Origin of the sequence: Microcoleus sp. w1-18aA5 (genome assembly GCF_036701705.1) — a bacterium.
GTDB lineage: Bacteria > Cyanobacteriota > Cyanobacteriia > Cyanobacteriales > Microcoleaceae > Microcoleus.
This window is the reverse complement of sequence record NZ_JAUPTE010000012.1, coordinates 12,186-26,643: the sequence shown is the minus strand read 5'-3', so window position 1 is coordinate 26,643 and position 14,458 is coordinate 12,186. Positions and strand designations below refer to the sequence as shown.

The following is a 14,458-nucleotide window of genomic DNA, read 5'->3' as shown; positions in this document are numbered from 1 at the left end:
AGCCCCAGTATCAAAGAAGCAAAAGTTAACACAAACTAAGCAACTGCTTGCGCTCGCACAGATCCCCGCCTCTGATAAACTTGATGGCTGGGAGTGCAAAAGAGCACAAGGCACGCATCAGCAGTTGGGAGGATCTAGTTCGTGGACAATGTAATCGGTTTAGAGATTATCGAAGTAGTTGAGCAGGCAGCCATCGCCTCCGCTCGCTTGATGGGCAAAGGCGAGAAAGATGAAGCCGACAGAGTGGCTGTAGAAGCCATGCGGGAGCGCATGAACAAAATTCATATGCGCGGCCGCATCGTGATCGGCGAAGGCGAACGCGATGACGCACCCATGCTTTACATCGGTGAACAAGTAGGTATTTGTACCCGCGAAGATGCCAAAGATGTCTGCAACATAGATGAATTGATCGAAATTGACATCGCTGTTGACCCCTGCGAAGGTACTAACCTGGTTGCTTACGGTCAAAACGGTTCGATGGCAGTTTTGGCAATCTCTGAAAAAGGTGGTTTGTTTGCGGCACCGGATTTCTACATGAACAAATTGGCTGCTCCTGCGGCTGCTAAGAATCATGTAGATATTCGCAAAACGCCCACTCAAAACCTCAAAATTATCTCTGATTGCCTCGGCCGCAGTATTGAAGATTTGGTGGTGGTGGTCATGGATCGCCCCCGACACAAAGATTTAATTAATGAAATTCGGCAAGCGGGTGCAAGAGTTCGGCTGATCAGCGACGGCGACGTTTCTGCAGCAATTTCTTGCGCGTTTTCTGGTTCCAACATCCACGCACTTATGGGTATTGGCGCTGCACCCGAAGGTGTGATTTCCGCAGCAGCAATGCGCTGCTTGGGCGGTCACTTCCAAGGGCAGTTAATTTACGATCCGGCTGTTGTAAAAACTGGTTTGATCGGTGAAAGCAGAGAGAGCAATATCGCTCGCCTTAAAGACATGGGCATCACAGACCCTGACAAGATTTACAATGCTGAAGAGTTGGCATCGGGAGAAACAGTTCTGTTTGCAGCTTGCGGGATTACTCCCGGAACGCTGATGGATGGAGTTCGCTTCTTTGGCGGCGGCGCTCGCACTGAAAGTTTGGTAATTTCTTCTCAGTCGAAAACAGCTCGCTTTGTGGATACAATCCATATGTTTGACCAGCCGAAATCTCTGCAATTGAATTAGTGATTAGTTAGTGGTTAACAGTTAAATGTTAACAATTAACAGTTAACGGTTAACAGTCACCGATGATTAGCAATTAGCGATAAACTAAGAACTAATAACAGGTGACTGTTAACAACTAAGAAAGAAATAGTGACAAATCACAGATATGAATATTGCAGTCGTAGGTCTCAGCCACAAAACAGCGCCGGTAGAAGTTCGCGAAAAACTGAGCATTCCAGAACAGAAAGTTGAAGCAGCGATCGCCCAATTGCGCGGCTACCCGCACATTCAAGAGGTTGCCATCCTCAGCACTTGCAACCGCTTAGAGATTTATATTGTTACCAGCGAATCCGAGCCTGGTGTGCGAGAGGTTATTCAGTTCCTTTCAGAATGCAGTAAAGTTCCTTTGCAGTCTTTGCGCCCTCACCTGTTTATTTTGCTGCACGAAGATGCGGTGATGCACTTGATGCGAGTGGCTTCTGGCCTCGACAGTTTGGTGCTCGGAGAAGGACAAATTTTGGCTCAGGTGAAACAAACTCACAAACTCGCCCAGCAGTACAAAGGTGTAGGCAGAATTTTAGAGCGCTTGTTCAAGCAAGCTCTCACAGCGGGGAAGCGAGTTCGCACGGAAACTAGCATCGGTACCGGTGCAGTTTCGATAAGTTCGGCGGCGGCAGAATTGGCTCAAATGAAGGGTCAGCATTTAGCAAGCAGCAAAATTGCAATTATCGGTGCTGGCAAAATGTCGCGGCTTTTGGTACAGCATTTGCTCTCAAAAGGAGCTAGCCATATTTCGATCGTCAACCGTTCTGTGCGGGGCGCTCTAGAGTTGGCCGGTCAGTTTAAAGATGCTCAATTGCACCTGTATCAGCTCTCGGAAATGATGCAGGTAATTGCCAGTTCTGACTTGGTTTTTACCAGTACGGCAGCTACCGAGCCACTGTTAAATAAAGCTAAATTGGAAGCGGTTTTAGATACGAATCGCCCTTTGATGTTGGTGGATATTTCTGTGCCACGCAACATTGACTCGGATGCGAACGAACTCGCTAATGTGCGATCGTTTAATGTGGACGACTTGAAAGCAGTGGTAGCTCAAAATCACGAAAGCCGTCGCAAAATGGCAATGGAAGCTCAAGGCTTGCTGGAACAGGAAGTAGAGGCTTTTGATCTCTGGTGGCGCAGTCTGGAAACGGTTCCTACTATTAGCTGTTTGCGGGATAAGATAGAATTGATTCGGGAACAAGAGTTAGAAAAAGCTTTATCGCGTCTGGGTTCGGAATTTTCGGAGAAACATCAAGACGTGATTGAATCTTTAACAAGGGGGATTGTGAATAAGATTTTGCACGATCCGATGGTACAGTTGCGCGCTCAGCAGGATATTGAGGCGCGGCGGCAAGCGATGCAAACTTTGCAAACACTGTTTAATTTGGATGTGGATGTCAATCAGCAGTACAGCTAGTTTGTCATTAGTTATTGGTCATTAGTCATTAGTCAGTTGACAGGAAAGCAGTTAGCCGTTGACTGGAAAGCAGGAGTCATATTATGCCCGGTCAATTACCATGAATAAAAATGCCTCCAACCCTTGCGGCTAAAGCATCATTCGGGAGGGTAAATTGCTCGAACCTGATATCAGTTATCATTCAACCAATAACTAATGACTAATAACTAATGACTAATAGGCGAATTTGTCAAATAATCCTACTGATTGCGGGGCTATGGCTGGTTTTTGAATTAGCCTCCCGCATTGCAGCAGAAATTCTCTGGTTTCAGGAAGTTGGATATCTTCAGGTTTTTCTGTTAAAGCTGAAAACTCAAGGGTTGTTGGGGACGATCGCAATTGCTGTTTCTTCTGTCTTTTTGCTGGGAAATTTGGCTTTAGCCCGCCGCCTGCAACATCCCGCAGAGGAAATGAAATCGCCGGTTGTGGAGGCGCTATTCACTTCACTGGGGGCGAACAAAACGGGGAAGAATATCGGGAGGAATTACGAAATACCTGTTGCTAAATCCCAAATTACCTTTTCCTGGCTGCTGTTAGCAGTATTCGGATTGAGTTCGCTCACAACTTTTATAATAATTCACTGCGGGCTGTTAGCTGCAAATAGCCTCACCTATTTCGGTATAGCGGGGAATTTACCTCCACCGCCCGTGCAGTTGGGAATTGAGTCAATCCAGCATGGGGCGGTGCAGCTATTTTCTCGCTGGTGGCAGTTAGGCTTGTTGCTGGGGACAATGTTAGCTGTGGTAATTAAGCCTGATTTGTGGCTGCGGGCGATCGCCATTTTTATCAGTTTAGCGATCGGGCTTATTGCCACCAGTCGCTGGACAAATGTTTTGCAATATTTTAACCCTACTAATTTTAATAAAACAGACCCTATTTTCAATCACAATATTAGCTTTTATGTATTTATTTGGCCAATTTTAGATTTGCTAGGATTCTGGCTGACAGTTTTATTTTGGTACAGTTTAGTATCTTGTGCTTTAACATATTTGCTGTCGGGAAATAGCCTGAGTCAAGGGAGATTTTTGGGGTTTTCTCGATCGCAGCAGCGGCACTTGTACGGGTTGGGTGCAGCTTCCATGCTAGCCGTTGCTTTCCGCTATTGGCTGGGGCGCTACGCATTGCTGTATGCGCGGGGAGACGTTACTTACGGGGCAAATTATGCTGACGTGACAGTGCGACTACCCGTCTATGGATTTTTGAGTATTTTGGCGGGGGCGATCGCCGTTTTGATGCTGTGCCAGGTTTACCAATTCAAAATTAAAAATGAACTACTAAAAAAAATTATTTTAGCATGGGTGACTTTAACTCTTGTGGGAGGTTGGCTGCTGCCACAAATTGTGCAGCAACTCATAGTTCAACCCAACGAACTAGCACGAGAACAGCCGTATATTCAGCGCAGTATTGCCTTTACTAAAGAAGCCTTTGACCTCAACACAATCGAAATAAAAACATTCGATCCCGCCGGAAAACTTACTTATGCCGACTTAGAAAAAAATCAACTTACTATTAGCAACATCCGGCTATGGGACAAGAGGCCGCTGCTGCAAACCACCCGACAGTTACAGCAAATTAGACCATATTATACATTTCCTGATGCCGATATCGATCGCTACACAATCAAAAATGAAAAAGCGCAAAAGGGAGATTCGGACAGCCAACAAGTGTTTCTGGCAGCGCGGGAATTAGATTACACAGCAGTTGCCCCCGATGCTCAAACTTGGGTGAACGAACACCTAGTTTACACTCACGGTTACGGCTTTACTCTTTCTCCCGTAAACAGAGTCGGTGTCGGCGGTTTACCGGATTATTTTGTCAAAGATATTGGAGTTGCAGCCCAGAAAGGAGAGACTGCTTTGGAAGTCACTAGCGATCGAATTCGGGCTAGTATTCCGATCGGCTACCCGCGCATTTACTACGGCGAAATCACCGATACAGACGCGATGACGCCCACGAAAGTCAAAGAATTCGACTATCCTAGCGGCGAAGACAATGTTTACAATACTTACAGCGGTAGGGGCGGAATTGCGATCGGTTCTCTGTGGCGGCGCTGGCTGTTTGCTAATTATCTCAAAAATTGGCAAATGGCGCTGACGCGCAATTTTACCCCAGAAACTAAATTACTGTACCGCCGAAATATTAATAAAAGAGTCCGGGCGATCGCTCCTTTTTTGCGCTACGATTCTGACCCGTATTTAGTAGTAGCTAACGCCAATCTTAGCCATGATGATATAGAAAAACAAAAAGATAAAACTAGCAACAAGATTAAACCTTCACCCTCGGCTACTGATAAATCTCCCAACTATCTTTACTGGATTATCGATGCCTATACAGCGAGCGATCGCTATCCATATTCTGACCCAGGAAAGCATGAGTTTAACTACATCCGTAACTCTGTCAAAGTAGTAATTGATGCCTACAACGGCTCTGTTGACTTCTACGTTGCCTATCCCTCCGATCCGATTATTAACAGTTGGATGGCTATCTTTCCAGGACTCTTCAAACCCCTTGACAAAATGCCTCCGGCTCTCAGAAAACACATCCGATATCCAGTAGATTTGTTCAGCATTCAATCCGAACGCTTGCTAACTTATCATATGGAAGACCCGCAAGTATTTTACAATCGAGAGGATTTGTGGCGAGTTCCCAATGAAATTTATGGCAGCGAACAGCAGCCCGTAGCACCGTATTATTTGATTATGAAGCTGCCAACGGAAACAGCAGAAGAATTTATTTTGCTGCTTCCATTTACACCAGTCAGTCGCAACAATTTAATTGCTTGGATTGCAGGTAGATCTGATGGTGGCAATTACGGAAAATTGCTTTTGTACTTGTTTCCCAAACAGCGATTAGTTTACGGTCCAGAACAAATAGAAGCTTTAATTAACCAAGATCCAGTTATTTCCGAACAAATATCTCTCTGGAATCGCCAGGGTTCAAAAGCAATTCAAGGAAACTTATTAGTAATTCCCATTGAACAATCTTTACTGTATGTGGAACCTCTTTACCTAGAAGCAGAGCGCAATAGTTTGCCAACTTTAGTCAGAGTTATTGCTGTCTACGAAAACCGCATAGTCATGGCAGAAAATCTTGAATTGGCACTCAAGGCACTTTTTCAGCAACAATCTACTAATAAATCGGTCATTATTCGACCTGTAGAAGGAACAGCACCAGCTTTAAATAGTGAATGATATCAATTTCGGTGGCACCGTCGGTGCCACCGGAAATGATATAAATTACTGCGATTTCTGTTCGCTAGCAGCCTTAATATCCTGCCACCAAACATCAACATAGGGCCACATCAATCTCTCGTCTCCTCCCGAATCTAGTTTCACAGTCACCTCATAACGGTAAATATGCGTGAGTTCGCCAGTTTTACCATTCAAATAAAATTGTTTGGGATTGTCGGGGATAATTTCTACCCTTTGATTCAACAGTGGCAGCATCTGGGTAGAAGAACCCTGAAACGGATTTTTGCCTTTGATCACATAGCCACCAATCAAAGAGAAGTACATTAAAGCTAGGAAAAATACTGTACATAAACCCACAATTACCAGTGTTTTTTGTTGTGAAAAACTGGTATAAACGCTCACATATCCTACGATCATAGTTCCCAAAAACAACAAATTTGGCAGGTACAGCCCATCTTCCAAAAACACGCTACCAAAAAATATGAGGGCTACCTGAAAACCAAATAATGCAGCCACCCAACTCCAGCCGGTTAGCAACGATGCAGATAGTAGCCAATTCATTGCTACAGTAAGGGCGATCGCCATTGCTATTGCCCCAAGTGGTGCTGCATAATCGTACTGTCTGAAGGGAAGAAGAACAAAAAATACTAAAGCATACGCAAAACCCCCAAAAGCCAATGCTAATCCACTAATTATTTCGTTCCCGTTCAGCATGGCAAGGAATTTTTAGAGCACTAAATTGAAGCGTTCGCCTTCTGTTGTGATAGTAGCCGTTGAAAATTCCCAGCGGACTAATGCCAGACATTCTAACCGTAGGGTGCGCCACAAAAACCTTACCGCTATATTTAGGGGAGGGAACTCATTTTTGAACCAAGCGTGCTATTCCAGTTTCCCAAGGTGCAGGATTAACGATGATCGAAAGCACCAATCAGCCACATCAGAAGGTGAAATTTTCAGAAAACCAGATTATTTAGGGTCGATCGACTTAACAAATTGTTGCACAGGCTGTGGTAGAGCCGGCACAAAAGTCTTTCTAAAACCCCTAACATCGAACACTCGCCACAAAATACCTACCGCTACCGTCAAGAAAAATAACGCTCCCAAAAAATTGAACACAGTAGACAGAAAACCGCTGTCCCTTTTTTTCGGAGGTGTAATATGTTTCATGCGATATACAGCCGGCTCGTAATCTCTCGCCTCCTCGCGATTACGCCGCGGTGTTTTGGGCCGCGAACTCGCACTGCGGCTCTCAGTCAAACCCGTTTTATTAGTTTTAGTAAAACTGCTGGGCGAGTTTAGCTCAGAAGCGCCGCGGGTTCCCGTTAACTTACTAGCAGAAGCCCCCGTGTGGCCAACAGCAGCATCCTGAATTCTGCTGTTATGGCGCTGAGTCGATTTGCGTTCGGCGAGGGTACGCATCAAACTTTGCAATTGCTGAGTCGCCGCCGGCGGGCGTTCCCCTTTCCTCGCCCAATTTAACAGCATCGCCCCGGTAATCCCGCAGAGATTCGTAGCGCCTACAGAAGCCAGCCGCTTCAGCAGAGGCTGGCTGTTGGACACAAAAATCACCAATGCGTCCGGGTGTTCTTGAGCCAAACCGTAAACGCACTGAGCCGTCGCCACCACCAGCATTGCTGGCTTGCTTTGATTTTTGATCGAAGGTTCGAGAGCGCGGTGTGTTTCCTGAGCGTCAGTTGCAATCCAGCCGCTGTCGGCAAAAAATCGCATAAACTCTCTAGCTACTTGCTCTTGAGCTTTTTCCACCGCTTGCCCTGTCAGACGATCTATTTCGTCGTACACTACTTCTGGGATATAGCAAGTTCCCACCTTCGCATATTCTTGCCAAACTTGGGTTCGGCCAGTCATTAAAACATCTGCATCAAAAGTTACCAATACAGGAGGAAGTTGATTAGCCATGACTGTATCCTATAGGCTCAGATAACTTATTTAAACTTAATCGATCGAGTTTAAACAAATTTTGGGTTGTAAAAAAATCAACTTTTGGTAGTAGATAAATTGCCCTGGGCGCGGGTATTAATGGGAAATTAGTAGTTAGGAACCCGATCGCCCTTCAGTTCCCAGTTCGATCGCTCAATTCCTATATTCCACTAATTTACCGCAACCCAAGAGCCTATTACCAAAGATGCCCGACTACTGCTAATTCCCTATTCCCAGACGGCCAGCCAAAGCCGGAGTCAAAGGCAACAGGGCAGCAATCATCAAGAACAAAGCTAGCAAACCCAAAGCCGCGCGAGCGTCGTCAGGCTCAGTCAGCTCGTTGAGGCTCGGCCGCTCCAGATTCCGCTGTAAAATCAGAATCACGATCGCCCAATACAGAGCCAAAGGATTAACTAAAGAAACGATAGCCAGCACCACAAAAGTCGCCAAAGTAGTGCGACTGGCTATTTTCCGACCGTAGATGGCTTGCACGATTCTACCCCCGTCCAACTGTCCCGCCGGCATCAAATTAATCGCCGTTATTACCAAGCCCAACCAACCGATAACTACCAGCGGGTGAACGTCAACAATCTGCTGCTGCAACGCCGAACCCAAAACCACTTTGGCCAAAGTTCCCACCAAAACCGAGCCCTTGAAAAATTCTGCGGGAATTTGGAACAAACTGCCGGGGTGAGACAGCAGCAAACCCGTTACCAGCATTAGCACAGAAACTATTCCCCCAGCCGCTGACCCGGCAAAAGCGATGTCAAACAAAACTTTACGGTTGGGTAGCAGCGACTCAAAACGGTCGATCGCTCCAAAACAACCTATCTGCAAAGTTGGTATAAAAAACGGCCAACTCAAGCCAACCTTGTACCGATTTGCCAGCACTCGGCGAGCAATTTCCCCAGATCCTAAAACCGCCCAAATTCCCGCTGCAATTGGCAGAACTTCTAGAGATCTAGCCGGCGAGTTAAAGAAATCGAAACTTAGCAGCAAACCGCCTGTCTCTAAGCTAGTAGCAATTGTTGCCAGCAGCAGGACGACTGCTAGGATTTTTTGAGACACGGTTGTGGGCTGCGGGTCGTTGGTGCTGGGCAAGATAATAACTACGGGCTTCTCGTCCTGATTTTCTACTAAAAATAGACGGTAGCGATCGTTTAATTTTTCTTTCAAACTTGCCGTCAAACGTGAGTGTACTTGTTCTGGGTCTCCTCGAAGATTGCCTTTGAGAATTACCCCATCTTGATAGGGAATCGTCTCTGTGGCAAAGAAAGTATCAATTCCAAAGATGCCTTTAATTGCCTTGAGATCTTCCACCGGAACGGGAATTATTTCTGATTCATTATTCCCAGGCGAGGAGGTGACGATCTTTATGGTTTCTTTGGCTGGTGTCGGCTGCGAGTCAGGGTCCGAGAAAGCATCGCTTTGGGACTTTACCTCAGCAGCATCCGGTCGCGGCAGCACTGTCTCAGATGCAGCCTTACGCAATTGCCGGCCCAGATAAATGTATAATCCCGTGGATGCCACCAGCAGCAACAATACCGCAACTAGATTGAGGTAAATTCCGGCAGCGAACAAACCAAAGAACAACAGCCAGGGACTCATCAGGGCAACAGACTGCAACCAAGCCAAAATTCCCAGTTTGCCAAAAGGTCTGGCGCGATAAAATCCCCAACCCAGAATTCCCAGAGCAACCAATACGAGCGCAATTGTTGCCGTATTTTCCGATGCAACTATAGGCATTCCGGTTGTTTGCGCCAATAGGGGCTTTAATCGGTCGATCGCGCTGCGGTCGAGTAATAGCATTAAATTTTGGGGAACATTAAATAGAGTTGTTGGGAACATATCCAAACCTGTCGGAAACTAGCCTGATTACTAAGGATAACCTCTGAGGGCTACTCGGCCCACAACCTGCTGCTGGTGCTGTTTGAACCTCGCAGGATCTAGTCTATTGACACAATAGACTTTTTATGATAAAGCATCGGCTGTGTCAAACCTATACTCAGAAAGGTAGCAGTGTCGATCGCCCAGAAGCAGGAAGATTCGCCCAGTTTGGCAGGTGGGGCTTTTGCTTCGGATTTGTTTTGGATTTCGGTCATCCAAAACAAATCCGAAGCAAATAATATCTCAGCCTCTCTTTTCTTGGCAGGAGAAAACTGCTGAAACCCTTGATATCATTAAATTTGTGTAACGGGTACGGCAGGACTTGAACCTGCGGCTCGCTGCTTAGAAGGCAGCTACTCTATCCAACTGAGTTACGCACCCAACTCAAAAATTGCTAACAACATTATTGTATCGGTGCAGTGTGCGATCGAGCAAGTAAATTATTTGATGACTTACGCAGAAACCGCTTTTATCTAGAAAAATATGGCTTGCAGCGCGATGGTTCGGGAAAAAAACCAAGATGATGAGAGTGCCTTTGCCTTCAAGACTGTATCTGACAAAAGCTGGAGGGACTCACCTGCAAACCGCATAATTGTCAATTTACAATCAAAACTAGGTAGGACGTAAACTCGGGTAAAGTATTTAGAGGTCGAGTTGAAACCCCAATATTTGGTCGATCGGATATCTCTCCCCAAATTAAGATGGAACTCAGACAGCAAAAGAGTCACAGGTGCTTTTTCCCAGATGTCTATGGGTTATGTTAACCTCGCCTAGTGGCAAAGCCTAAAACGCTGACCGCATTACCGAAAAACCAGAACTCGTCCCCTGATTTGAGGTATGAGCTGAGTCAGAATGACTAATTTGCTGATATTGAGTTATGTTGGCTAACATTCTGCTCGACTTGATATTTGATAAAAATGTGGTAGAACTAGGATTGAAAGACTCAGGTGAAAATCCCTGATGGTACGGAGCCTCTATATAAGCTTCCTCTACGGCATCAAAGCAAAACAGTCAATCGCCTGCTCGGCACGAGCGCGAAAATCAAGCGTTGCCAGTACAGCAGTCGTAAATTGTGCGCGGGGGATTTTCCTTCGTGCATTGATTTATACGCCAAGGCTGAGAGACAATCTCAGCTTAGATAATTGTTAACATTTGTTAGCAAAAAAGTATCGGAACGCTTGAGAAGAGAACCATCTCTGGGTGATCGGGAGCAATCCTGCTAATTTAAGTGGACTCGCTGAATCAAGAATCCCCTCGCCTCTAGGCATCGGGAGTGTCAAAAGCACAGCACCTCGGCCATGACAGGAGTCAAATCGCAGTGTCATGTTTATTCTGAAACGGCAGGATGTTGAAATAACCAATTTTCAACACCCAAAACGGGATCAACAAATTCCCATTCTCAATTATCAGGGGCAGACTTTTCGCCTGATCAGCGCCTTCAACGGCAAACAAGCAGAAGACGCCAGAGCCTTGTGGCGGGACTTAACCGACAACCGAGGCAAAGCCTGTGTTCTGCTAGAAGAGCCGGATCGATATAGCGTCTGGGGAAAAGTCCGTTTAGATCAGCTTGCCGGTGAAGAACCGGCAGGGAATGAAGCAGCCAAAGCGCCACTGTTCGCGCAGGCTTGTCTGCTGCTACTCCAAGCTGTTTACTTCGATGTAGAAGACCTCTTAGGCGCAAGGCAAGCCACATCGTTTCAGAAAGATATCGCCAAGGTATTTCAGCAGGGAAACTTCCCCCAGGCAGACTCCCCTGATGCGATAAAAAACTGGCTAACCGTTAGTCCCTTGCAAACTCACAAGGTGCCTCCTTGGCAAGAGCAGCATCTCAAAACCTTATTGCAAGAACTCCACCGCTTGGGCAAATCATATTTTGGCAATACGGACTTCGCGGAGGGAGTGAGCGATGTGCTGCAAGATATGCCAGCACCGGATCGGACTCAGTTTCTAGATTGGCTGAAACAATCAGCCCTCAACAAGTTGTGGATCGCAGGATAGAAAATCTGTGACAATTTCTCAGACAATTGGGTCCAGATAATTCAGCTTAGATAATTGCACTGTAGGGGGTACGCGATATACAAGTTGGATTGCCAACTTGTATTGACAACCAAATTGTTGATTCGGTTTGGATGCCACCTATGGTCTGGCAATTTAACTCAGTTTTGATCGCATTTCCCACTCACAATCATTGATACGAGTGGGGAAGAGTGAAAGCAAAAAAACAGCTCCCTCAACCTTTGAGGGTATAATTTCAGAGATAGATTTGGTACTGTAAAAACCTTAATGGTGGAGACATCTACCGTATATCTATCATTATATTTCCGGGTAAAAGATCGACTAACGACTAATTTATTGAATTAGTAAATAGAGATTATTCTTGCTTAGTCTTTCTATAGTGTACGAGGGCAAAAGTCCCGACGACACACTGAGGACGCCAGTTATTCCGGAAGCGTCAGATCTAGGTTTTTTAAGTTTTTTTGGCGAAAGAATCCTCATCTACAATCAAAGATTGAGATGGGGTCCGTTCAACCGCTAGTTAGGTCTCGTGGAATCCCTATGAGTAGCACTTCAGAAAAGTCATCTACATCTTCATCTTTACTGTCAGCTCAGACCCTAGTGATTGCAGGCATTGTCTGGGCTGTCATGGCGCTGCTGTTTTTTTTGCTGTTCAGCGTCCCCCTCTCTGCAGAAGAGGGTTTACCTCTGTGGTACTCGATCGGCACTTATATTTTTGAATGCGGAGCATACTTGGGAGCGGCTTTAGTCTGTTTTAGAAACTGGCAAAGCCCCCACATGGTCAGTGGGCGCAACGTCTGGCTGGGCATAGGTCTGGGGATGCTGTTCTATTTCATAGCCGGCGTGCTGTTCGGGATTTGGGAACTCTATTTCGGGTTAGACCCGGACGTGTCTCCAGCAGATGCGTTTTATCTGGCCAGCTATGTGGTACTTATCGGGGGCATGGTTGTAGCTGTGACTTCCAAGCGGCTGAATCTAGAAATTTGGCAGTGGGCTTTGTTAGCGGGAATTGCAGCCTTCGGGATAGCTGTAGCTATTTGGGTTGCTGCACCTGACTCTTGGAGGGCCCAGCTAGGAATGGCTCCGGCAGCCACTCAAGAAGAAGTAGTGACATCTGCACCAGCAACCGCTGCCACAGGAAGAGCGCCTGCTTTGGAAAATTCGTCTAAGTTACAGGCAAAAGCAGCCGCGACCGATGATGCTGCATCAGCACCCGAAGAAGAAGCAGAAATCAAAGCTCCCGCATGGGTGATGGCACTTGATAAGCAACTGGCGCCTCACAAAAACGCAATCAATTTGTTTTACATCGTTGGGGATGTTTTTCTGCTGATTATTGCTACTGCATTGCTGCTGGCGTTTTGGGGAGGACGTTTTTCCCAATCTTGGAGAATGATTGCGGCTGCAACTTTTTCGCTTTACATCGCAGATATGTACTTTAAATGGCGCGATACTCAGGCTGAGGGTAGTTATCAAAGCGGCAGTTTGCTGGAAGTCTTTTTTGTTTTCAGCGCCATCCTGTTCGGCATTGGAGCTATCTTGGAACATGACATCTCAACCCGTTCTCGCCAGAGCAGACGCAGTCGTCGCGCAGCCTAGCGATTTGAGATTAGGGTTGCTTTGGCAAGCGATGGCGACGCGACAGCTTTTTTGCCCTTGTCGGCATCTCTGGGCTTGAAATCGAAAATCAAAAATCATAGTTCGCTGACTGCTAGCCTGCGTCTTTTCACGTCTTTTTGCTGGAAAACTTGGCATGACGCCTACAAAACTCTCCGATTCCGATAAACGCGAACTCATCAGGCTGTACCGACAGTCTAACGAGAATACTATCACTCTGGCAAAGCGCTACGGAGTGAGCAGTTCGACTGTGAGGCGCATCATTCAGGGGGCTTTGTCGGAGCCGGAATACGAATTTCTAGTGCAGCAAAAACAAAAGCGTTTGTCCGATCGCAGCAGTGTTTCTGAACCGACAGAGGCGACTACTGAGTCGTCGGCAGATGGCGAAACCGATCCTGTAGCTGTCCCCCTGTCGGAGTCAGTCCCTGTCCTGCCGTCAGCCTCAAATTCGAGACCGACAATCCGAAAGCGTTCTAACTCAGTCCCTGAACCAGTTGCAGAACCAGAAATTCGAGGCAATGTAGAGTCTGATTTAGATGTTTCTGATTTGCCAGATGCCCAAGCAGCCAATATTGCCGATCGAAGCCACCGCGCTGTTGTGACTGGTGAACTAAAGGCAATGCTGCCAGCAGAAGGGCTGCTGGCAGGTGAAGACTTTAGGGATTTCGAGGACGACGACGAGGATGATGAGGATGATGATGAGGATGAAGACGATTTAGATGACGACTTCGACGAAGATGTAGAGGATGAAGACTCTCTGTTTGAAGGCAGTCTCCTGGGTTCACTATCGTCGGGCGAGTCGATCCTCTTCGAGGGCTTCGCTAACGAGCTTCGGGGTACAGGACTGATTCAAGTTTTGCCTTTAAGCGAAGCATCTCTGCCCAAAATTTGTTATTTGGTGGTCGATCGTGCGGCAGAGTTAATCACTAGACCTCTAAAAGCTTTTGGCGAACTCGGTCAAATTCCGGCGGCGGAAATTCGCGAGAAAACCCTGGCAGTGTTTGACAATCACCGAGTGGCCCGCCGATTTGCTACTCGCAATCAAAGAGTTTTCAAGATTCCTGACAGCAGTATGCTGCAAAAAGCAGCGCCTTATTTGCGAGCTAAGGGAATTACTCGATTGCTGATTGACGGTCACGTATATTCCCTCTAAGGG

The 14,458-nt window shown here is 46.5% G+C and carries 10 protein-coding genes and 1 tRNA gene; 6 read left to right on the top strand and 5 right to left on the bottom strand.

The window, feature by feature from the left end; genetic code table 11:
* Positions 1 to 141 precede the first annotated feature (141 nt).
* The 3 genes from glpX (at position 142) to Q5691_RS06380 (ending at position 5,847) form a co-directional block, all read left to right on the top strand.
* On the top strand, positions 142 to 1,179 hold the full coding sequence (gene glpX / locus Q5691_RS06390) for a class II fructose-bisphosphatase (RefSeq protein ID WP_333210361.1): 1,038 nt from the start codon (positions 142 to 144) through the stop codon (positions 1,177 to 1,179).
* A 145-nt stretch (positions 1,180 to 1,324) separates the two neighbouring features.
* Positions 1,325 to 2,617: a glutamyl-tRNA reductase gene (locus Q5691_RS06385; protein WP_333210359.1), complete on the top strand. Its 1,293-nt coding sequence runs from the start codon at positions 1,325 to 1,327 to the stop codon at positions 2,615 to 2,617.
* A gap of 209 nt (positions 2,618 to 2,826) precedes the next feature.
* Entirely contained in the window at positions 2,827 to 5,847 is a 3,021-nt protein-coding gene (locus Q5691_RS06380) for a UPF0182 family protein (RefSeq protein ID WP_333344202.1), read from the top strand.
* Between the two features lie 45 nt (positions 5,848 to 5,892).
* Here the strand turns inward: Q5691_RS06380 and Q5691_RS06375 are convergent, their stop codons facing one another.
* From Q5691_RS06375 to Q5691_RS06355, 5 genes are all read right to left on the bottom strand, one after another.
* Positions 5,893 to 6,561, bottom strand: a complete 669-nt coding sequence (locus tag Q5691_RS06375) for a hypothetical protein (protein WP_333344200.1) — start codon at positions 6,559 to 6,561, stop codon at positions 5,893 to 5,895.
* A gap of 252 nt (positions 6,562 to 6,813) precedes the next feature.
* Positions 6,814 to 7,764, bottom strand: a complete 951-nt coding sequence (locus tag Q5691_RS06370; RefSeq protein WP_333210355.1) for a hypothetical protein — start codon at positions 7,762 to 7,764, stop codon at positions 6,814 to 6,816.
* A 240-nt stretch (positions 7,765 to 8,004) separates the two neighbouring features.
* Positions 8,005 to 9,633, bottom strand: coding sequence for a site-2 protease family protein (locus tag Q5691_RS06365; protein ID WP_333344198.1), 1,629 nt, complete (start codon positions 9,631 to 9,633; stop codon positions 8,005 to 8,007).
* 98 nt (positions 9,634 to 9,731) lie between these two features.
* Entirely contained in the window at positions 9,732 to 9,887 is a 156-nt protein-coding gene (locus Q5691_RS06360; RefSeq protein ID WP_333307673.1) for a hypothetical protein, read from the bottom strand.
* A 92-nt stretch (positions 9,888 to 9,979) separates the two neighbouring features.
* Positions 9,980 to 10,053 (bottom strand) — tRNA-Arg (locus tag Q5691_RS06355).
* Positions 10,054 to 10,995: 942 nt separating this feature from the next.
* On the opposite strand from Q5691_RS06355, the gene Q5691_RS06350 reads away from it, so the two are divergent.
* From Q5691_RS06350 to Q5691_RS06340, 3 genes are all read left to right on the top strand, one after another.
* Positions 10,996 to 11,670, top strand: coding sequence for an Npun_F0813 family protein (locus Q5691_RS06350; RefSeq protein WP_333083534.1), 675 nt, complete (start codon positions 10,996 to 10,998; stop codon positions 11,668 to 11,670).
* A 558-nt stretch (positions 11,671 to 12,228) separates the two neighbouring features.
* Positions 12,229 to 13,284, top strand: coding sequence for a hypothetical protein (locus Q5691_RS06345; protein ID WP_333210352.1), 1,056 nt, complete (start codon positions 12,229 to 12,231; stop codon positions 13,282 to 13,284).
* A 154-nt stretch (positions 13,285 to 13,438) separates the two neighbouring features.
* Positions 13,439 to 14,455 (top strand): hypothetical protein, encoded by a 1,017-nt coding sequence (locus tag Q5691_RS06340; protein ID WP_333307688.1) that lies wholly within the window; start codon positions 13,439 to 13,441, stop codon positions 14,453 to 14,455.
* Positions 14,456 to 14,458 lie beyond the last annotated feature (3 nt).